The organism is Pseudomonas sp. 22526 (assembly GCF_052044735.1).
In the GTDB taxonomy this organism is placed as follows: domain Bacteria; phylum Pseudomonadota; class Gammaproteobacteria; order Pseudomonadales; family Pseudomonadaceae; genus Aquipseudomonas; species Aquipseudomonas piscium.
On sequence record NZ_JBQENK010000003.1, the window covers coordinates 363,461 to 382,061 of the forward strand.

The following is an 18,601-nucleotide window of genomic DNA, read 5'->3' on the forward strand; positions in this document are numbered from 1 at the left end:
CGCTCAACACCCCTTGAACACCCCCGGCCGCTTCTCGATCATCGCTCGCACACCCTCCTTGGCATCCTCGCTGTTCAATAGCTTCTTCACCAGTGGCTGCAGCCCCCGCGCCGCCGCGCTTTCCCCTTCGAGCCGGGCTTGTCGGGCCGACATCAGGGTCGCCTGAACCCCCAGCGGCGCCTGGCAGGCGATCCGTTCGGCGAGGGCCAGGGCGCGGGGCAGCAGGTCCTCGCTGGCCATCACCTCCTGCACCAGCCCCAGGCGCAGGGCTTCATGGGCGTCGAATTCGTCGCCAGTGAGCAACCAGCGCATGGCGTTGCCCCAGCCGGCGATCTGATGCAAACGCAGGGTGGCGCCGCCGAACGGAAAGATGCCGCGTTGCACTTCCAGTTGGGCGAAGCGGGTATTGCTGGCGCACAGGTTGATATCCGCCGCCAGCATCAGCTCGATGCCTATGGTCAGGCAGTAGCCCTGCACCGCGACTATCACCGGTTTGCTGACCCGTGGCCCGGCGAAGACACCCCAGGGATCGCAGCCACCGGCCGGCGCCTGCCAGCCTTTGGCGAGCTTCGCCCCGACGTTGGCCAGGTCCAGCCCCGCGGTGAAGTGCTCGCCATGGCCGAACACCACGGCGACCCGGGCCTCGCTGCTGGCCTCGAACTCGCCGTAGGCCAGGCTGAGTTGATCGAGCAGTTGCAGATCGAAGGCGTTGCGCTTGGCGACCCGGTCCAGGCCGATGAGGAAGAGGTGACCACGTTGTTCACGGCTGACGCGACTGCCACTGGGCTGGCTCATGGGGCATTTCCTCGGACGGTAAAGAGTGTCTCGGACCGACGGTATCGGCCGGCAAGATGAACCGTTTAAGCGTCATCCCCCGACAGGCGTGGGCCTGTGCAAAATAGACCTTTGCCGGATTATCCGCAAAGCCTGTGACAACTAGGTATTCAGCGGGTTTTTCCGATAAAAAAAACTCCCTTTTTTTACTAATTCCGGTATAGTGCGCGCCGGCCTTTAACCGGGCCTCGTTTAGGTGATGCAATTCCCCGAAGTCAGCTTCGGCTGCTTGTCCGCTGCGCGGACTATCCTTGACGTTCATTTCTTTCAATCGTTTTCGCAAATCCCCGCCGACAAAGCTGCCAGGGTGACTCTTGAGTCTTACACGGCATGCGCAGCTTTGGAGCATGGGTCTTTGCGGATGCACTTAGAGGCAGACCCATGACCCAGGAAATCGGCGGCTTCGCCGCTCTTGAACTTCATCCCAATATTGTCGCTGCAGTAGTCGCTACCGGCTATGAAGAGCCTTCGGCCATTCAGCAGCAGTCGATCCCGATCATCCTCGCCGGTCACGATATGATTGGCCAGGCGCAAACCGGTACCGGTAAGACCGCCGCGTTCGCCCTGCCTATCCTGCACCGCATTGATCCGTCCAAGCGCGAGCCGCAAGCTCTGATCCTGGCCCCAACCCGTGAGTTGGCGCTGCAAGTTGCAACCGCTTTCGAAACCTACGCCAAGCAAATGCCGGGCGTAACTGTTGTGGCTGTCTACGGCGGCGCGCCGATGGGCCCACAACTGAAAGCAATCCGTAATGGCGCACAGATCGTTGTCGCCACTCCGGGCCGTCTGTGCGACCACCTGCGTCGCGACGAAAAAGTCCTGGCGACCGTGAACCACCTGGTTCTCGACGAAGCCGACGAAATGCTCAAGCTGGGCTTCATGGATGACCTGGAAGTGATCTTCAAGGCCATGCCGGAAACCCGTCAGACCGTACTGTTCTCGGCCACCCTGCCGCAGTCGATCCGTGCGATCGCCGAGCGTCACCTGAAGGACCCGAAACACGTCAAGATCCAGAGCAAGACCCAGACCGTCACCGCGATCGAACAGGCTCACCTGTTGGTTCACGCTGACCAGAAGACTTCTGCCGTTCTCAGCCTGCTGGAAGTGGAAGATTTCGACGCCCTGATCATGTTCGTGCGCACCAAGCAAGCGACCCTGGACCTGGCCAGTGCCCTGGAAGCCAAAGGCTACAAAGCCGCTGCGCTGAACGGCGACATCGCCCAGAACCAGCGTGAGCGCGTGATCGACTCCCTCAAGGATGGCCGCCTGGACATCGTTGTGGCGACCGACGTTGCCGCCCGTGGCCTGGACGTACCGCGCATCACCCACGTATTCAACGTGGACATGCCGTACGACCCGGAATCCTACGTGCACCGTATCGGCCGTACCGGCCGTGCCGGTCGCGAAGGTCGTGCACTGCTGCTGGTGACTCCACGCGAGCGCCGCATGCTGCAAGTGATCGAGCGTGTAACCGGTCAGAAAGTCGCTGAAGTTCGTCTGCCGGACGCTCAAGCCGTTCTCGACGCGCGCATCAAGAAGCTGACCAACAGCCTGTCGCCGCTGGTAGCTGACGCTGAATCGACCCACGGTGATCTGCTGGATCGCCTGACCGCCGATATCGGTTGCAGCCCGCGTGCCCTGGCCGCGGCCCTGCTGCGCAAGGCCACCAACGGTCAGGCGCTGAACCTGGCGGCGATCGAGAAGGAACGCCCACTGGTGCCGAACAGCGCGCCACGTGGCGACCGTCCTGAGCGTTCCGGTGATCGTCCTGATCGCGGCGAGCGTGAGCGTCGCGCGCCGATGCCTCTGGCTGAAGGTCGTGCCCGTTGCCGTACCGCGCTGGGCGCGCGTGACGGTATCGCGGCCAAGAACCTGCTGGGCGCCATCCTCAACGAAGGCGGCCTGGCCCGTGAAGCCATCGGTCGCATCCAGGTGCGTGACAGCTTCAGCCTGGTCGAGCTGCCGGAGGAAGGTCTGGAGCGTCTGCTGACCAAACTGAAGGACACTCGCGTTGCCGGCAAGCAGCTGAAGCTGCGTCGTTATCGCGAAGACTGATCGGCGCTGAGCTGATCGGTTGACGAAAAAATCCCCGCCTGGTGCGGGGATTTTTTTTGCCTGGCGTTTGCATCTGTTGTCGCTCGCGATGCGCCAGGCCCGGCAGGAGCATCAGCCGAAGCGATAGATATCCATGCCCAGCGCACCCATGGTGAAGCCTTGATGGGCAATGCTGAAGTCGCCACCTGCGCCTCTGGCGAAGTACAGCGGCAGCAGGTGTTCATCGCTGGGATGGCTGCGCACGGCATTCGGTGCCTGGCGACGGTAGTCGTGCAGCGCGGCTTCGTCGTTGGCGGCGAGTTTCTCGATCATCCAGTCGCGGAACGCCTTGGCCCAGGGCTCGACGCTTTCCGGGCCGGCGTGCCAGTCCAGCTCGCGCAGGTTGTGGGTAATGCTGCCCGAGCCGATCAATAGCACCCCTTGTTGCCGCAGGCTGGACAGGGCGCGCCCGACCTGAGTCTGCAAGGCCGGGCCCATCCGGCTGGGCAGGGAGACCTGGACAACCGGAATATCCGCCTGTGGGTACATCAGCGACAGCGGCACCCAGACCCCATGGTCGAACGGGCGCTGGTCGTCGAGCTGCGCCGGCAGTCCATCGGCCCTGAGTAGCTGCGCCACCTGTTCCGCCAGCTCGGGCTGGCCGGGGGCCGGGTATTGCACGGCGAACAGCGCCGCGGGGAAACCACCGAAGTCATGCCAGGTTTGCGGTTGCGGGTTGCTGCTGACCCGCAGGTCCGGGCTTTCCCAGTGGGCCGACACCAGCACTATGGCCTTGGGGCGTGGCAGTTCGGCGGCCAGGCGGGCGAGGGCCGGGCCGCTGGCGCCGGGTTCCAGGGCAAGCATCGGCGATCCGTGGGAGATGAACAGGCTAGGGAGCATGAATAAGGTCCTGAGCGTTAAGATGCACCATCTTCAATCAGATCATTGATCTAAATCTAATATAAGTTTTTGTGGTTTTTGATCGAATTTCAGGGTGATTTATGCAGCCGGAGTTTTGGCACAAACGGTGGGAGCAGAATCAGATCGGCTTCCATTTGTCCGAGGTTAATCCTTATCTGCAACGCTACTGGCCCCAGCTGGAGCTGGCGCCAGGTTCGCGGGTGCTGGTGCCGCTGTGCGGCAAGAGCCTGGACCTGGGCTGGCTGGCCAGCCAGGGGCATCAGGTGCTGGGTATCGAGTTGTCGGAGAAGGCTATCCAGGACTTTTTCAGTGAGCAGCAGGTGCAGCCGCAGGTCAGCCTTCGAGGCGGATTCAAGGTCTATGAATACGGCCCGATCCAGCTCTGGTGCGGCGACTTTTTTGCCCTGCAGGCCGCGGATGTCGCCGACTGCCAGGCGTTGTACGACCGTGCGGCGTTGATCGCCTTGCCGCCGGAGATGCGCGAGCGGTATGCGGCGCATCTGCAGTCGGTCCTGCCCCAGGGCTGCCAGGGGCTGTTGATCACCCTGGATTACGACCAGGCGCTGATGGCGGGGCCGCCTTTCGCCGTGCTCGATGACGAGGTCAAGGCCTTGCTCGGTAAGCGCTGGCAGCTGCGGGTCGAGGAGGAACGGGACATCCTTGGCGAGAGCTGGAAGTTTCTCCAGGGCGGCGTGACTCGCCTCGAAGAGCGGGTCTATCGTTTGCTGGCGCGCTGAGTTCCGGTTTTCCACGGGCAATAAAAAGGGCGACTTGCGTCGCCCTTTTTGTGTTGCAGCAGCGTTTTATCCGCGACGACGGCTCAGTGCGTCGATACGTTCTTCCAGCGGCGGGTGGCTCATGAACATGCGAGCCAGGCCTTGCTTGAGGCCACCGTTGATGCCGAAGGCATTCAGGGTGTCGGGCATATGCACCGGCAGGCCCTGTTCCGAGCGCAGGCGTTGCAGGGCGCCGATCATTGCCGCGGTGCCGGCCAGTTGCGCACCGGCTTCGTCGGCACGGAATTCGCGCTTGCGCGAGAACCACATGACGATGGCGCTGGCCAGGAAGCCCAGGACCAGTTCGGCGAAGATGGTCGCGATGTAGTAGGCGATACCCTGGCCTTCTTCGTTCTTGAAAATCACCTTGTCGACGAAGTTGCCGATGATGCGCGCGAAGAACATCACGAAGGTGTTCACCACGCCCTGGACCAGCGCCAGGGTGACCATGTCGCCGTTGGCCACGTGACCGATCTCGTGGGCCAGCACGGCTTTCACTTCATCGGGCGAGAAGCGCTCGAGCAGGCCCTGGCTGACCGCGACCAGCGCGTCGTTCTTGTTCCAGCCGGTGGCGAAGGCGTTGGCCTCGTAGGCCGGGAAAATACCGACTTCGGGCATCTTGATCCCGGCTTCGCGGGACAGTTGCTCGACGGTTTGCAGCAGCCATTGCTCATGACGAGTGCGAGGCTGGGTGATGATCTGGGTGCTGGTGCTCATTTTCGCCATCCACTTGGAGATGAACAGCGAGAACAGGGAACCGGCGAAACCAAAGACCGCACAGAAAACCAGCAGCTGATTGAGGTTGAGATCAACCCCATTGGCCGCCATGAACCCGTTGAAGCCGAAAAGGCTCAGGGTGATGCTGGCAATCAGCACGACCGCCAGGTTAGTGGCCAAGAACAGCAGGATGCGCATCATGGTTGTAGAAATCTCCTCATGCTAAAGATGTAGCGTTCTGCGGGGTATATAAGGTGCGGCACCGGCCTATTCAACCGGGTGACTATTTCAAACTGTGTCCTGCAGGCTGATTTTAGACGCTTGCATGAGCTTTCTGTCGCAGGTGGGGAAGGCTTCAAGCACCGATGGGTGCTTCGGAGGCAGGCAGCCACTGGCGTCAGGCAAAGATACAGAAGGGAAGGCGCAGCCGGGAGTGCAGATGTGTTGCTGAATTAATCCCGGTGCGGCCGGGGGGGCGGCCGCACCGGGTTGCAAGGCTTACTGGCGATACGACTTGAGGAAGCTGCCGATACGGCCGATCGCCTGTTCCAGGTCATCCACCCGTGGCAGGGTCACGACGCGGAAGTGGTCCGGCCATGGCCAGTTGAAGGCGGTGCCCTGAACCACCAGCAGCTTCTCCGAGAGCAGCAGGTCCAGGACGAACTTCTCGTCGTTGTGGATCGGGCAGACTTTCGGGTCGATTTTCGGGAAGGCGTACAGCGCGCCCATGGGCTTGACGCAGCTGACGCCAGGGATGTCGTTGAGCAGTTCCCAGGTGCGGTTGCGCTGTTCCAGCAGGCGGCCCGGCGGCAGCACCAGGTCGTTGATGCTCTGGTAGCCGCCCAGCGCCGTTTGAATGGCGTGCTGGCTCGGCACGTTGGCGCACAGGCGCATGTTGGCCAGCATGTCGATGCCTTCGATGTAGCTCTGGGCGTGGTGCTTCGGACCGGAGATGGCCACCCAGCCGGAACGGAAGCCGGCCACCCGGTAGGACTTGGACAGGCCGTTGAAGGTCAGGCACAGCAGGTCCGGCGCCAGGGAGGCGGTGCAGACGTGCACGGCGTCATCGTAGAGGATCTTGTCGTAGATCTCGTCGGAGAACACCACCAGGTTGTGCTGGCGCGCCAGTTCGAGCATGTCCAGCAACACTTCCTTGGGGTACACCGCGCCGGTCGGGTTGTTCGGGTTGATGATCACCAGGGCCTTGGTGTTCGGGGTGATCTTGGCCTTGATGTCGGCGATGTCCGGCCACCAGTTGGCTTGCTCGTCGCACAGGTAGTGCACCGGGTTGCCGCCGGCCAGGCTCACGGCCGCAGTCCACAGCGGGTAGTCCGGGGCCGGTACCAGCACTTCGTCACCGTTGTTGAGCAGGGCCTGCATGGCCATGACGATCAGTTCGGAAACGCCGTTGCCCAGGTAGATGTCTTCGATGCCGACGCCTTCCACCTGCTTTTGCTGGTAGTACTGCATGACTGCCTTGCGCGCGCTGAACAGACCCTTGGAGTCGCTGTAGCCCTGTGCGGTCGGCAGGTTGCGGATCACGTCCTGGAGGATTTCGTCCGGCGCTTCGAAACCAAAAGGCGCCGGGTTGCCGATGTTCAGCTTGAGGATGCGATGGCCTTCCTCTTCCAGGCGTTTGGCGTGCTTGAGCACTGGGCCGCGAATGTCATAACAGACGTTGGCGAGCTTGTTCGATTTGCTGACCTGCATGGCGATGTGTTCCCGAAAATGAACGATCCAGACGGTGAGTGAGCTACCGTACTGGGAATCCTGCGTTTGCACACAGGCCTGAAGCCTGGGTTCGCGGCGGCAAAATCCGTTTGAACCCGTGTAACACGGCTGCCAGACTGGCGTCTAACGAGGCGCAATCATACGTGCCGCCCGATCCGTGGAAAAGATACAGATCGGGCTTTTTCAGTTGCAGAGGAAGGACCATGGAAAAGCTGGAAAAAACCCTTGAAGAATGGCGCGCCATGCTCGATCCGGAGCAGTACAACGTCTGCCGCCTCAAAGGCACCGAACGGCCGTTCTCGGGCAAGTACAACGCCACCAAGACCGACGGCGTGTATCACTGCATCTGCTGCAATGCGCCGTTGTTCGACTCCAGGGCCAAATTCGATTCCGGTTGCGGCTGGCCGAGCTTCTACGAGCCGATCGGCGAGAGCGCCATGGTCGAGATCCGTGACCTGAGCCACGGCATGATCCGTACCGAAGTGGTCTGCGCCAAATGCGATGCGCACCTGGGGCATGTGTTCCCGGACGGCCCGCCGCCGACCGGCCTGCGCTACTGCATCAACTCGGTGTGCCTGGACCTGGTTCCACGCTGATCGTAGTGGGTGCCCAAAGCGATTTTTCGAAATCGCTTTCCGATCAATTGAATTGCACACAATTTAATTGAGAGCTATTTTTGTTGCACCTCAAGTTTCTGGAGCCTGCGCCATGAGTGACACATTGCTGAACATTCCGTGCACCACCATCAAGGGCGAGCAAAAGACCCTGGCCGATTTCGCCGGCAAGGCCGTGCTGGTGGTCAATACCGCGAGCAAGTGCGGTTTCACCCCGCAGTACAAGGGCCTGGAAGAACTGTGGCAGACCTACAAGGATCAGGGCCTGGTGGTGCTGGGCTTCCCCTGCAACCAGTTCGGCAAGCAGGAGCCGGGCAACGAAGGGGCGATTTCCGAGTTCTGCGAGCTGAACTACGGCGTCAGCTTTCCGCTGTTCAAGAAGATCGACGTCAATGGCGCCGAGGCGCACCCGCTGTTCGTGCAGCTGAAAAAGCGCGCGCCGGGGGTATTGGGTTCCCAGGGCATCAAATGGAACTTCACCAAGTTCCTGATCGGCAAGGACGGCGCGCTGGTCAAGCGTTTCGCCCCGGCCACCAAGCCCCAGGACCTGACCCGCGAGATCGAAGCTTTGCTCAAATGACCGACCTGTCCGCCGATTCGCTGAAACTCGACAGCCAGCTGTGCTTCAAGCTGTACGCCGCCTCGCGGGCCGTAGTGCGGGGCTACAAGCCGATGCTCGACCAGTTGGGGCTGACCTACCCGCAGTACCTGGTGATGCTGGTGCTCTGGGAATGGCAGGCCACGCCGCCCGAACTGCCGACGGTCAAGGCGCTGGGGGAGCGCCTGGCGCTGGATTCCGGGACCCTGACGCCCTTGCTCAAGCGCCTTGAACAGCTGCAACTGGTGCAGCGCCAGCGTTCGTCCCGCGACGAGCGCGAGGTGCACCTGAGCCTGAGCGCGGCCGGCCTGGCCCTGCGCGATCAGGTGCCACCGCTCAAGGCGGCGCTGTTATGCGACAGCGGTGTCGACCTCGACAACCTGAGCGAATTGCGCAATGGCCTGGACCGGTTGCTGGCCCAGGTCAAAGCGCTGTCGTAGTCGGCACCCAGAGGTCCAGCAGGGCAATCAACTCTTCACGGCGGAAGGGTTTGGCCAGGTAGTCGCTCATGCCCGCGGCCCGGCAGCGCTCGCGCTCTTCGGGCATGGCATTGGCGGTCAGGGCGACGATCGGCAGGTCCGGCCAGCGGCCGCTGCGGCGAATCTGCCGGCTGGCCTCGTAGCCATCCATCACCGGCATGTTGCAGTCCATCAGCACCAGGTCGAAATGCTGGTGCTCCAGCACGTCGAGGGCTTCGGCACCCTGGGAGGCGACCGTCACTTCGCAGCCGAGCTTGCTCAGCATGCCTTTGGCCACCAGTTGGTTCACCGGGTTGTCCTCCACCAGCAGGATGAAGGCGCGACGCAGGGGCGCCAGGGTTTCCAGCTGGGTTTCGTTGATCACCGCGGTTTCAGCCAACAGGGCACGGCGCAGGGTCTGATACAGGGCATTGCGGGCCAATGGTCGTGCCTGTTGCTGCAAGGGCGCCAGGGCGCTGGCTTCTTCGCTGGGCAGGAAACTGCCATAGGCGGTGACCAGCAGAATCGGCGCGCTGATGCTCGGACGCAGGCCGAACAGGCATTCCGGGCAGTCGGTGATCAGCAGGTCCGGCTTCTGCCCGAGCAGTGACTCATCGAGATCGCAGCGCCGATATTCCAGCCCCCAGAACGGCAACTGCACGCTCACCAGTTCGGCCAGGCCGCTGCCCTCGGAGGTAATGGCCAGGACCTGGCCGTGCAGCGGCGCCGGTGGGCTGGCGGGTGAGTGGCAAGGCAGCGGCAGGTCGGCACAGAACTGGCTGCCAAAGCCCACCTCCGAACTGATGCTCAGGCGACCCTGCATGGCTTCGCAGAGGTTGTAGGTCAGCGCCAGGCCCAGGCCGGTACCGCCGTATTGCCGGGTGATCCCGGCGCCGGCCTGGGTATAGGGCTGGAAAATCTTCACCTGGGCCTCGGGGGCGATGCCGATGCCGGTGTCGCAGACTTCGATCCTGACGCCGTCGTCGAGGGTCTTCAGGCGCACATCGACACGGCCGAAGCGGGTGAACTTGAGGGCATTGGACAGCAGGTTGCTGACAATCTGCCGCACACGCATGGGGTCGCCGAGCACCAGCGCCGGGAACTCCGGCTCGATCAGGCAGGCCAGCTCGACGCTTGGCGCCGCGTTCTGCGACAGCAGGTTGGCGGTGTCTTCCACCAGCACCCCGAGATCGAAGGGGATGCGTTCCAGTTCCAGCTGGCCGGCGTCGAACTTGGACATGTCGAGAATATCGTTGAGCAGTTCCACCAGCACTTTGCCGGAGTCGTGGGCGATCGACAGTTGCTGGCGTTGTTCGGCGTTCAGCGGGCTGTCCAGCGACAGGGCGATCATGCCCAGCAGGCCATTGAGCGGCGTGCGGATTTCATGGCTCATGTTGGCCAGGAAGGCGGCACGGGCCTGGGCCATGTCGAGGGCGGTGCTACGGGCGACTTCCAGTTCTTCGTTGGACTGGCTCAGCCGGTCGTTGATGGCCTTGAGCTCGGTGGTGCGTGCCGAGACGATGTTTTCCAGCTGGCCGAGGTAGTCGGTCAGGCGGTTTTCGGCATTGCGCCGTTGCTGGATCTCGGTGGCCATGTTGTCGAACTGCTGGTTGGCGACGGTGACCAGCACGCCGATCTCGTCCTGTTCGTGGTTGGGCGGGAAGTCCAGCCGGGCCTGGTCGGGGCTGCGCGGATCGCGGCCGCTGAGTTCGCGAATGACGCCGACCAGGGGTTTGGTCAGCATCACGTAGAACAGCGCCAGGAGCAGCCCGGTAAGGATCAGGCTGCGCACGAAACCGTTGAGCAGGGTGATTTCCGCGCGGCGCAGGAAGCGGCTGCCGAACGAGTAGGTGTCGACTTCCAGATGCAGGACGCCGAGGGATTCCGAGGGCAGGTGATCGAGGTACAGGCGGTCCTGGAACTCGCGCTTGGCGCCGAACAGGAAGTCGCTGAGCATCCGGTAGCTGCTTTGCTGGGCCGGTCGGGTGACGTTGGCCAGCAGGGTGTCGTTGTTGTCGATCAGCCGGGCGCGAATGATCGCCGGCGAGCGCAGCAGGCCGAGCGTCAGCTCCTGGGCGAGCTCGGCGTCGATGTTGTAGGCGATACGCGAGGCCGGATTGTGGCTGATTTCCAGGAGGGCGTTGATTTCCCGGTTGATGGAGGCATCTTCGCTGGCATAATCGATGCCGATTTGCAGCAGACTGAGCGCCGTCCCCAGGACAAACCCGACCAGCACAGTGAGCCTGGCTTGCTTGTAAGACAGGCGGTTGGTGAACTTGATGTCCATGGGGTGTTGAACCAATTTCCGTTTCCCTTCGCTGGGCAAGCATAGCTGATCATCAGTGTGTACCGGCAGGGCCCGGCGCCGTTCGCTTGCGGTTGACCTGGCATGCGGAAGGTCGTTTTGTCTGTGGGCCACATCATTACTGGGAACCTGCCCGAGGAGAAGTCGTGGAATCTCGATTGAATGCTTTTCTTGAACGCGCCGACGCGGTTCTGGCGCGTATCGAGCCGCTGTTGCCCGCGCCGCGACAAGCCATCGACTGGACCCAATGCCTGGCCGCGCGCTGGCAGCGTGAAGGCCGCAGCGGTTTCCTGCTGCCGCTGGAGGTCAGCCTGGACATGCGCTTGTCCGACCTGATCGGGGTCGACAACCAGCGCGATCAGCTGGGACGCAATACCCGGCAGTTTCTCGACGGCCTGCCGGCCAACCACGCCTTGCTGTGGGGTTCGCGCGGTACTGGCAAATCGTCGCTGGTCCGCGCGCTGCTGGCCGAGCATGCCCAGCACGGCCTGCGCCTGATCGAAATCGAGCGCGATCACCTGGCCGACCTGCCGCGGGTGGTGGAGCAACTGGTCAAGCTGCCGCAGCGTTTCGTGCTGTTCTGCGACGACCTGTCGTTCGAGTCGGGCGAGGGCGACTATCGGGTACTCAAGAGCGTGCTCGACGGCTCGCTGGAGCAGGCACCGGACAATGTGCTGCTGTACGCCACCTCCAACCGCCGGCACCTGGTGCCGGAAAAGGAAAGCGACAACGAGAACTGGAAGCGCGTCGATGGCGAGCTGCACCCGAGCGAAGCGGTGGAAGACAAGATTGCCCTGTCGGACCGTTTCGGCCTGTGGTTGTCGTTCTATCCCTTCACCCAGGAGCATTACCTGAGCGTGGTCGAACACTGGATCAGCGAGCTGGGGCGCAAGGCCGGCCTGCAATGGCAGCGGGACGAAGCCCTGGATATTCTCGCCGTGCGCTGGGCCACCGGCCGCGGCAATCGCAACGGTCGCTGCGCGTATCAGTTCGCGCGCTACTGGGTAGGTTTGAAGTTGTTGGAGCAAAAAGCATGATCGATCTGCAGAACACCGGCAAAGGCCTGGACGGCTATGCCTTGCTGTGCGCCCAGCTGGAATCGTTGCTGGCCGACGAGCGCGATTTCATCGCCAACGCTGCGCAATTCTCGGCGTTTCTGTTCAACCAGCTGGACGATTTGAACTGGGCCGGTTTCTACCTCAATCGCAACGAGGAACTGGTGCTCGGCCCGTTCCAGGGTCAGATCGCCTGTGTACGCATTGCCTTCGGTCGTGGCGTGTGCGGCGCGGCCGCGGCGAGCCTGCAGACCCAGCGGGTCGAGGATGTGCACGCGTTCCCCGGGCATATCGCCTGCGACAGCGCTTCCAACAGTGAACTGGTGGTGCCCCTGGTCAAGGATGGGCGGCTGATCGGCGTGCTGGATCTGGACAGCCCGAAAATCGCCCGCTTCACCCTCGAGGATCAGGCCGGCATCGAGCGCCTGGCGGCGATCTTCCTGCGCCTGACCGACTGCTGAGCCCGCGTCAGACCCTGAGCCCGGCCTTGCCCAGCAGGCCCTCGGGGTCTACCCCGTCGATCTGCTGCGGTTCCATGAAGCGGTCGGCGTACTGCTGGTAGATCCTGGCCTGGATGAACAACTCGAACAGTTCCGGATCGATATGGGCATTGCGGCACATGCTCGCCATGATGCCCAGCGCTTCGCTCAGGGTCTTGCCCTTCTTGTAGGGGCGGTCCGCCGCCGTCAGGGCTTCGAAGATATCGGCGATGGCTATCATCCGCGCCGGCAGGCTCATCTGCTCCCGTTTCAGCTGCTTGGGATACCCGGTACGGTCCATTTTCTCGTGATGGCCGCCGGCGATCTCGGGGATGTTATTCAGGTGGTCGGGGAAGGGCAGGTGGTTGAGCATCAGGATGGTCTGCACCATATGGTGATTGATCACGTAGCGCTCTTCACGGGTCAGGGTGCCTTTGCCGATGCTCAGGTTGTACAGCTCGCCACGGTTGTACTTGTAGGGCGGCACATCGAGTTTGAAGCCCCAGGGGTTGTCCGCCGGGATCAGTTCGGAAGGGTCGCGCTCGATCAGATGCTCGGGCTTGTCGGCCAGCAGCTGTTCGATGACCGGCAGGGGGGCCGCCGGTGTACGTTGCTGGCGGCGGTTTTCTTCCCAGGACAGGCCCAGGCGGTCGTCCAGGGTGCGGCTCCAGGTGCGCCGGGCAATCCTGCCCAGCCGTTGCAGATCGGCCTCGGCCATGGCTTCGCTGCCGAGGTTGCAGCGGGCGATAAACGCAAAGTCGTCGTCCAGTTCCGCCAGGCCGGCATCGCGGATCGCCGCCAGCGAAGCTTCATCGCCACCTTGGGCGCGAGCCTGCCAGTAGTCGATCCAGAGATCGCGTTTGAGCACCTCGAAGCGGGTGCGGATCTCGTGGATGCGGTCGTTCAGGGTTTCCAGCTTGGTGGCCTTGTCCACCACGTACTCGGGGGTCGTGACCTTGCCGCAATCGTGCAGCCAGGCCGCGATGTGCAGCGCTTCCCACTCGTCCTCGGTGGGTTGGTAGGCGCTGAACGCCGGTTGCTGGCTGGCCGCCGCGGCCCGGGCCAGCATCAGGGTCAGCGCCGGCACTCGTTGGCAATGCCCGCCGGTGTAAGGGCTCTTGGCATCGATCGCCCCGGCCAGCAACTGGATGAAGGAGTCGAGCAACTGCTTTTGCCGGTTCTGCAGGCGCTGGCTGTCGATGCTGACCGCCGCGGCGCCGGAAACCGCCTGCAGGAAAGCGATGCGGTCCGGGCTCAGTTTTTCCAGGTCGTCTTCCTGCCCGCTGTCGGCCAACAGCAGGACCAGGATGCCAACGGTCTCGTTGTGACGATTGTGCAGGCGGATACCGATCAGATGGACGCTGGGGCTGTTCATGGCCAGCAGCACGCTTTGCAGGTCGGCCGCCTGCTCGAATCCCAGGGTCGTGACTACGTTCTCGCTGTTCGTCAGTCGCTGCAGCCACACCGGACTTGCGTCGTGCTGGGCGTCCTGGCTCCGTATATCGAAGACCCGCAGGTCCTGGACATTGTCGGCGATGATCAGGCCGTGAGGTTCCAGGCTCATGCCTTCGTTTTCCCGCAGGTAGATCAGCCCGGCCTGGGCCTGGCCGATCTTCATGGTTTCAAACAGCACCCGTTGCAGCAGCGGGTCGAAGCGGGTTTCCGCGGAAAGGCTGGCGGTGATTTCAAAAAAGCTGGCCAGGGTTTCCTTCATGCGGGCCATCGACACGCTCAACTGGTCGACTTCCAGCACCGGCGAGCGACGGATCAGCGGGTAGTTGAAATCGAAACTGCGGATGGCGTCGGCTTCCTGCACCAGGGCGCGCAACGGCATGACCAGCACCCGCGAGGTCAGCCAGCCGAGCGGCAGGCACAGCAGCAGAATGCTCAGGGTGATCAGCGCGCCTTGCCAGCGCATGCTATAGGCGTCCGCCAGCAGCTCGTCCTCGGGCACCAGCAGCGCCAGTTGCAGCCCCTGGGGCCCACCTTCCTGCAGATGACGGCTGGCAACTATCCACTGGCGATCCTTGAGCCGCAGGTGATTGCCCTGGGCCTTGCCCCGCAGCAGCGCATCGAGGGCCGGGTTCAGGTCGTTGGCGCGGATCAGCCGGGCGCTCTGTTCTTCGACGATCAGGCGACGGCTGTCCGGATAAGCCACGGCGTTGCCATTGCCATCCACCAGGGCGATTTCGGTACTGGGCGTGACCCGATGCTTGGCCAGGGTGGCCGAGAGTTGTTCCAGGGTCAGGTCGGCGCCCATCACCGCGTTATTGCCGCTGCGACGGGCGAGGGTGGTGCCGACGTTGCGGGTGGAGAAAAAGACGTACGGCTCGGTGGTGATCTGATCGGTGTCGTCCTTGGCGTTGGCAAACCAGTTGCGATTGCTCGGGTCGTAGGACTCCTGGGTATTGTCGCGGCGGCTGACCAGAGCGAGGCTGGCGTCATAAAACAGCGACTGCGAATGCAGTTGCCCGGTGCGGCGGTCGCGCTCGATGCTCCAGACTTCATAGGCCGCGGCGTCCGGAGCCTGGCGGGCCTGCTTCAAGGCCTGGCTGCGCAAGGGCCGGACCATGAAAAAATCGCCGTCGGCATAACCCACATAGAGGGAGGCCAGATCGGGGTTGTCCTTGAGCGATTGGCTGAAAGGCCCGAGCAACGTCAGACGCTGCCCGAGGTCGCTGGCCTGGACGGCTGGATTGCCCACCAGCAGGCTGAGCAGATGGCGAATCGGTTCGTAGGTCGCTTTCAGGTCCAGCTGCACGTCCTGTTCGATGCGCTGGAACAGTTTTTCACTGCTGGAAAGGATGATGCGGGTGGTCTGCTGGTAATTGAAAACGCCCAGCACCACGCCGGTCAGCAGAAGCAGGCAGGTGAACATCACGCTGATATGCACATGGAGAGGAAATCGACGTTTATCCAACGACAGCGTGCTCGGCATTGCAGCTCTCTCCAGGGGGCGCGTGATGCGCAACTCAACGTTTCAGCATAGTTAAGGCAGGTGCATTGTGCTCAGGGGCGGCGGCTCCGGGGACGTTGCGGGTTGCAGCCAGGCGCAGGCTCGCCATGAGGCTTTTGGGGCCGACTGACAGGATAGTGGCTTTTTGATATTTGTCTGGCAACTGGCTGCAACACAAGGCGCTGCGCTGCTTATGGGGCTCAGGTCGTGGCCGCGCCGGGCTGTTGATCGATCTGCCACAACAGGGCCCGTTCAAGCTTGAGCATGGCCTGTTCCAGGGCGGTTCGGTGTTGCATCAGGGTTTGCCTGCCCGCGTCTTGCAGAACAGCCTGCTCAAGGGCTTCGCACTGCGCTTCAAGGTCTTTTGCCTGCACCATCAAGGCCGAGCCCTTGATCTTGTGGGCGAGCTCCGCCAGTGCCTGGGGCGGCGTCTCGCAGGGCAGGGCCATCAGTTGCTGGCGGTCCCGGTAGCTGCAATGCAGCAGTTCGGTAAGGATGCGCAGGGCGAACTGCGGTTTGCCGCGGGACAGGGTGCGCAGCGCCTTCAGGCTGAACACGCCATTCCAGGGCCGCGGTTGCAGGCCCGCCAGTTTGTGGCTGAGGCTCGCCAGGCCGACAGGCTTGAACAGGCAGTCATCGATGCCGGCCTGCTTGCACTGCTGTCTTTCTTCCGGCCGTGCGCTGGCGGTCACTCCCAATACCCGGCAGGCCGCGCGGGACTCCAGGCGTTCATGCTCGCGGATGGCGCGGATCAGCTTGTAGCCGTTCATGCCCGGCATGTTGCAATCGACGATGAGCAGGTCGAAGAACCCCTTGCACCAGAGCTCGAAACCTTGCTCGACGTCGTCGGCGGTGCGGCAGCGGTGCCCGAGGAAGCGCAGCTGTTCGCTCAGCAGCAGGCGGTCCACCGAGTGGTCATCGATCACCAGTACGTTCAAGGCCCGGGTGGCAGGGGCAATGAGTGGCGCGACGATGGCCGCGGGTTCTCGCGCTGGCTGACAGGCCAGCGGCAACAGGACCCGGACTTCCGTGCCTATGCCCGGCTGGCTGGTCAGTTGCAGCCTGCCTTGCATGAGCTCGCAGAGGTGACGGCAAATGGTCAGGCCCAGCCCTGCGCCGTCAGGCCGGGAAAGGCTACGAGCCTGGGGCTGGAAGAAGGGCTCGAACAGCCTGTGTTGATCCTGCTCGTCGATGCCGATGCCGCTGTCCGTCACTTGCAGCATCAGCTGCACCTGTTGCGGCGGCGTGGCCGCTTGCAGATCGAGATGGATCCTGATTTGGCCCTGTTCGGTGAACTTGATCGCGTTGTGCAGCAGGTTGCCCAGCACCTGCTTGAAACGCAGCGGATCGAGCCGCACATCGACTGGCTCGACGCTGGAGTGGAAGGTCGGCAGCAGCTTGAGGTGCTTCTCCCGGGCCTGGCTGTCGAACTCCCTGACGATGGATTCGACAAGGACACGTGGGTCGAGCCATTCGGGCCTCAGGGGCAGGCTGCCTGATTCGATGCGGGCGATATCGAGGGTATCGTCGACCAGGGCCTGCATCGCTCGGGCCGAGCGATAAGCCATTTCAATGACCGGACGATCCTGGGACTGGCTGTCGGAGCGCTGCAGCACCAGTTCCAGTGCACCGCTCAGTGCGTTCATGAAACTGCGCAGTTCGTGGCTGCTGCTGGCCAGGAAGGCGCTTTTCGCCTTGCTGGCCGCTTCGGCCTGTTGCCGGGCGGCCCTGAGGCTGTCGCTGAGCCGATGGCGTTCGCTGATATCGATCCAGCCGCCGAGGATGCCCTGGATCTCACCACTCGCATCCCGATAGGGCACAACCCAGTGCTGGACGGTCAGCTCCTGTCCGTTCAGGCGCAGTGGCCGGTCACGCAGCAGCGGGCGGTCTTGCGCCATGACCTGCTGGTAGTCGGCGTGATATTCGCGGGCCTGCTCGGGATCGTCCACGGGGCCCTGCAACAGGGTTTTACCGATGAGCTCTTCGCGCCGGGCGGCGAAGCTCTCCAGGTAGCTGGCGTTGCAGCTTTGCAGCAGGCCCTGGCGGTCACGCACGTAAGTCGGATGCGGCATGCCGTCGACCCAGGCCTGCATGAATGCGAGCTGCTGCCCGACATCATGCGCGGCCTGCTGCTGGCGGGTCAGGCGCCGGTGCAGCCAGGCATTCCAGCCCAGGGACGCCAGCAATGGCGCGCCGAGCCCCAGGCCTGCGAGCAGGAGCAGCCCGCGATGGTCGTTATCGGGGGGCGGGGCGGCGGTCGATTCAGCGCAAGGTGCCGTATCGGTGCACGGGTGGGCGGAGGTTATTCCGGGCTCCCGTTGCCCGGCCTCGACCAGGCCCAGAAACAGCAGCGCCGAGACTGTCGTGGCCATTAGGGTTAAATAATAAAGAATGGGTTTGAACATCCTGTTCCTCACACCAGTTCGTGACGTTGTGCCAACTCGATAAGTTCCGCCATGGAAGTCGCGCGAAGTTTGTGCATGATTCTTTTTTTATAGGTACTGACCGTCTTGCCACTGAGAAATATGCTGTTAGCTATTTGCGTACTGGTGCTGCCCTTGGCAAAAAGTTGCAACACCATCAATTCCCGATCGCTGAGCAACATCAAGCGGCTCAGTTCGTTGTTTGCCGTTTCATCCTGACGCGGCGTTTGCAGGGCGTGACTCGGAAAGTAGTTGTAGCCGCACAGCACGGCCTTCATGGCGCTGAGCACTTCGCTCAGGTCTTCCTGCTTGCACACATAGCCGCAGGCCCCGGCCTGCATGCAGCGCGCGGCGAACAGGGCCGGCGACTGCGCCGTCAGCACCAGCACCCGCAACGACTTGTCCAGGGCGCCGAAACGCAACAGCAGCTCCAGCCCGTCGAGCTTGGGAATGCTGATATCGAGCACGATCAGGTCCGGCATGCTGTCGCGAACCATTTGCAGGGCATCGACACCGTTATCGGTTTCGCCGACGACTTTATAACCTTCATGTTCCAGCAACATGCGGATGGCCAGTCGGATAACGGGATGGTCGTCGATGATGAACACAGAACTCATGGTCAAACCCGTGGAAATAAATACAGGGTTGGACCTTAGCGCAGGCAGGACAGTGGATATATGCGGGTTAAGGCGGGGTTGGG

General features: G+C 62.7%; 15 protein-coding genes and 1 pseudogene. 7 read left to right on the forward strand and 9 right to left on the reverse strand.

The features are described 5' to 3' along the window. Positions 1–3: 3 nt before the first annotated feature. Entirely contained in the window at positions 4–795 is a 792-nt protein-coding gene (locus ACTJKT_RS06545) for a crotonase/enoyl-CoA hydratase family protein (protein WP_440786545.1), read from the reverse strand. Further along, positions 761–1,096 carry a hypothetical protein gene (locus tag ACTJKT_RS06550; RefSeq protein WP_440786546.1) on the reverse strand — a complete coding sequence of 112 codons (336 nt, stop codon included), beginning with the start codon at positions 1,094–1,096 and terminating at the stop codon, positions 761–763. The genes ACTJKT_RS06545 and ACTJKT_RS06550 overlap by 35 nt, the downstream gene beginning before the upstream one ends. Before the next feature lie 85 nt (positions 1,097–1,181). On the opposite strand from ACTJKT_RS06550, the pseudogene ACTJKT_RS06555 reads away from it, so the two are divergent. Then, a pseudogene (locus ACTJKT_RS06555) lies at positions 1,182–2,889 on the forward strand (DEAD/DEAH box helicase). Positions 2,890–3,000: 111 nt separating this feature from the next. On the opposite strand, the gene ACTJKT_RS06560 reads toward ACTJKT_RS06555, so the two are convergent. Beyond that, complete coding sequence (locus tag ACTJKT_RS06560; RefSeq protein ID WP_440786547.1) at positions 3,001–3,768, reverse strand: DODA-type extradiol aromatic ring-opening family dioxygenase; 768 nt, start codon at positions 3,766–3,768, stop codon at positions 3,001–3,003. A 101-nt stretch (positions 3,769–3,869) separates the two neighbouring features. Between ACTJKT_RS06560 and ACTJKT_RS06565 the strand changes: the two genes are divergently transcribed. Further along, positions 3,870–4,526, forward strand: coding sequence for a thiopurine S-methyltransferase (locus ACTJKT_RS06565; protein WP_440786548.1), 657 nt, complete (start codon positions 3,870–3,872; stop codon positions 4,524–4,526). Between the two features lie 66 nt (positions 4,527–4,592). Here ACTJKT_RS06565 and htpX read toward each other — a convergent pair whose 3' ends face one another. Together htpX and ACTJKT_RS06575 are read right to left on the reverse strand one after the other, a co-directional pair. Beyond that, positions 4,593–5,483, reverse strand: a complete 891-nt coding sequence (gene htpX / locus ACTJKT_RS06570) for a protease HtpX (RefSeq protein ID WP_025805479.1) — start codon at positions 5,481–5,483, stop codon at positions 4,593–4,595. 297 nt (positions 5,484–5,780) lie between these two features. Continuing rightward, on the reverse strand, positions 5,781–6,992 hold the full coding sequence (locus tag ACTJKT_RS06575) for a pyridoxal phosphate-dependent aminotransferase (protein WP_025805478.1): 1,212 nt from the start codon (positions 6,990–6,992) through the stop codon (positions 5,781–5,783). Between the two features lie 224 nt (positions 6,993–7,216). On the opposite strand from ACTJKT_RS06575, the gene msrB reads away from it, so the two are divergent. The 3 genes from msrB to ACTJKT_RS06590 all read left to right on the forward strand — a co-directional run bounded on the left by msrB (position 7,217) and on the right by ACTJKT_RS06590 (position 8,665). Next, entirely contained in the window at positions 7,217–7,609 is a 393-nt protein-coding gene (msrB, locus tag ACTJKT_RS06580) for a peptide-methionine (R)-S-oxide reductase MsrB (protein WP_007931439.1), read from the forward strand. A 112-nt stretch (positions 7,610–7,721) separates the two neighbouring features. Continuing rightward, complete coding sequence (locus tag ACTJKT_RS06585; RefSeq protein ID WP_025805477.1) at positions 7,722–8,207, forward strand: glutathione peroxidase; 486 nt, start codon at positions 7,722–7,724, stop codon at positions 8,205–8,207. Further along, complete coding sequence (locus ACTJKT_RS06590; protein WP_097304550.1) at positions 8,204–8,665, forward strand: MarR family winged helix-turn-helix transcriptional regulator; 462 nt, start codon at positions 8,204–8,206, stop codon at positions 8,663–8,665. The genes ACTJKT_RS06585 and ACTJKT_RS06590 overlap by 4 nt, the downstream gene beginning before the upstream one ends. Here ACTJKT_RS06590 and ACTJKT_RS06595 read toward each other — a convergent pair. Further along, positions 8,649–10,970, reverse strand: coding sequence for a response regulator (locus tag ACTJKT_RS06595; protein WP_440786597.1), 2,322 nt, complete (start codon positions 10,968–10,970; stop codon positions 8,649–8,651). The genes ACTJKT_RS06590 and ACTJKT_RS06595 overlap by 17 nt on opposite strands. A 164-nt stretch (positions 10,971–11,134) precedes the next feature. Between ACTJKT_RS06595 and ACTJKT_RS06600 the strand changes: the two genes are divergently transcribed. Then, complete coding sequence (locus ACTJKT_RS06600) at positions 11,135–12,025, forward strand: ATP-binding protein (RefSeq protein ID WP_440786549.1); 891 nt, start codon at positions 11,135–11,137, stop codon at positions 12,023–12,025. Continuing rightward, positions 12,022–12,504 (forward strand): GAF domain-containing protein, encoded by a 483-nt coding sequence (locus ACTJKT_RS06605; protein WP_053280291.1) that lies wholly within the window; start codon positions 12,022–12,024, stop codon positions 12,502–12,504. The genes ACTJKT_RS06600 and ACTJKT_RS06605 overlap by 4 nt, the downstream gene beginning before the upstream one ends. A gap of 7 nt (positions 12,505–12,511) precedes the next feature. On the opposite strand, the gene ACTJKT_RS06610 is transcribed toward ACTJKT_RS06605, so the two are convergent. From ACTJKT_RS06610 to ACTJKT_RS06620, 3 genes are all read right to left on the reverse strand, one after another. Further along, positions 12,512–15,460, reverse strand: a complete 2,949-nt coding sequence (locus ACTJKT_RS06610) for an HD domain-containing phosphohydrolase (RefSeq protein ID WP_440786550.1) — start codon at positions 15,458–15,460, stop codon at positions 12,512–12,514. Between the two features lie 218 nt (positions 15,461–15,678). Next, positions 15,679–17,850, reverse strand: a complete 2,172-nt coding sequence (locus tag ACTJKT_RS06615) for an ATP-binding protein (protein WP_440786551.1) — start codon at positions 17,848–17,850, stop codon at positions 15,679–15,681. A gap of 41 nt (positions 17,851–17,891) precedes the next feature. Further along, positions 17,892–18,518 (reverse strand): response regulator transcription factor, encoded by a 627-nt coding sequence (locus ACTJKT_RS06620; RefSeq protein WP_007931447.1) that lies wholly within the window; start codon positions 18,516–18,518, stop codon positions 17,892–17,894. Positions 18,519–18,601: the final 83 nt, after the last annotated feature.

Bases quoted from the DNA above. Each gene is read 5' to 3' on its own strand.
- ACTJKT_RS06545 (WP_440786545.1), bottom strand. From the start codon at position 795: ATGAGCCAGCCCAGTGGCAGTCGCGTCAGCCGTGAACAACGTGGTCAC.
- ACTJKT_RS06550 (WP_440786546.1), bottom strand. From the start codon at position 1,096: ATGAACGTCAAGGATAGTCCGCGCAGCGGACAAGCAGCCGAAGCTGAC.
- ACTJKT_RS06560 (WP_440786547.1), bottom strand. From the start codon at position 3,768: ATGCTCCCTAGCCTGTTCATCTCCCACGGATCGCCGATGCTTGCCCTG.
- ACTJKT_RS06565 (WP_440786548.1), top strand. From the start codon at position 3,870: ATGCAGCCGGAGTTTTGGCACAAACGGTGGGAGCAGAATCAGATCGGC.
- htpX (WP_025805479.1), bottom strand. From the start codon at position 5,483: ATGATGCGCATCCTGCTGTTCTTGGCCACTAACCTGGCGGTCGTGCTG.
- ACTJKT_RS06575 (WP_025805478.1), bottom strand. From the start codon at position 6,992: ATGCAGGTCAGCAAATCGAACAAGCTCGCCAACGTCTGTTATGACATT.
- msrB (WP_007931439.1), top strand. From the start codon at position 7,217: ATGGAAAAGCTGGAAAAAACCCTTGAAGAATGGCGCGCCATGCTCGAT.
- ACTJKT_RS06585 (WP_025805477.1), top strand. From the start codon at position 7,722: ATGAGTGACACATTGCTGAACATTCCGTGCACCACCATCAAGGGCGAG.
- ACTJKT_RS06590 (WP_097304550.1), top strand. From the start codon at position 8,204: ATGACCGACCTGTCCGCCGATTCGCTGAAACTCGACAGCCAGCTGTGC.
- ACTJKT_RS06595 (WP_440786597.1), bottom strand. From the start codon at position 10,970: ATGGACATCAAGTTCACCAACCGCCTGTCTTACAAGCAAGCCAGGCTC.
- ACTJKT_RS06605 (WP_053280291.1), top strand. From the start codon at position 12,022: ATGATCGATCTGCAGAACACCGGCAAAGGCCTGGACGGCTATGCCTTG.
- ACTJKT_RS06610 (WP_440786550.1), bottom strand. From the start codon at position 15,460: ATGCCGAGCACGCTGTCGTTGGATAAACGTCGATTTCCTCTCCATGTG.
- ACTJKT_RS06615 (WP_440786551.1), bottom strand. From the start codon at position 17,850: ATGGCCACGACAGTCTCGGCGCTGCTGTTTCTGGGCCTGGTCGAGGCC.
- ACTJKT_RS06620 (WP_007931447.1), bottom strand. From the start codon at position 18,518: ATGAGTTCTGTGTTCATCATCGACGACCATCCCGTTATCCGACTGGCC.